This is a genomic window from Tritonibacter sp. SIMBA_163 (genome assembly GCF_046535935.1).
GTDB lineage: Bacteria > Pseudomonadota > Alphaproteobacteria > Rhodobacterales > Rhodobacteraceae > Epibacterium > Epibacterium scottomollicae.
On sequence record NZ_JAWJBP010000951.1, the window covers coordinates 1 to 251 of the forward strand.

Sequence of the window (251 nt, forward strand, 5' to 3'; positions counted from 1 at the left end):
CTGTAGAAGCCACCTTTTTTATACCTTCCCATAAACCTTTAAGGAAATTTGAAACGGCTCCCCATATTTTTAGAGTAAACGCTTTGACTTTATCCCAATTGGCTATGATTAAAGCAACTATTCCAATTACTGCGGCCGTTATCCAACCAATAGGACCCATCGCAACAACCCAAGCTGCCGCCATTCGTACAGCATTTGCCATCGCTTGAGCGGCCATAACTGCCATTCGAGCAATGAATAAAGCCATTTGT

1 protein-coding gene is annotated in these 251 nt (G+C 43.0%); it reads right to left on the minus strand.

Translation table 11 applies throughout. The features are described from left to right. Positions 1-251, minus strand: a 251-nt coding sequence (locus R0J92_RS25135; RefSeq protein ID WP_411053687.1) for a hypothetical protein, incomplete at both ends; no start/stop codon positions are given.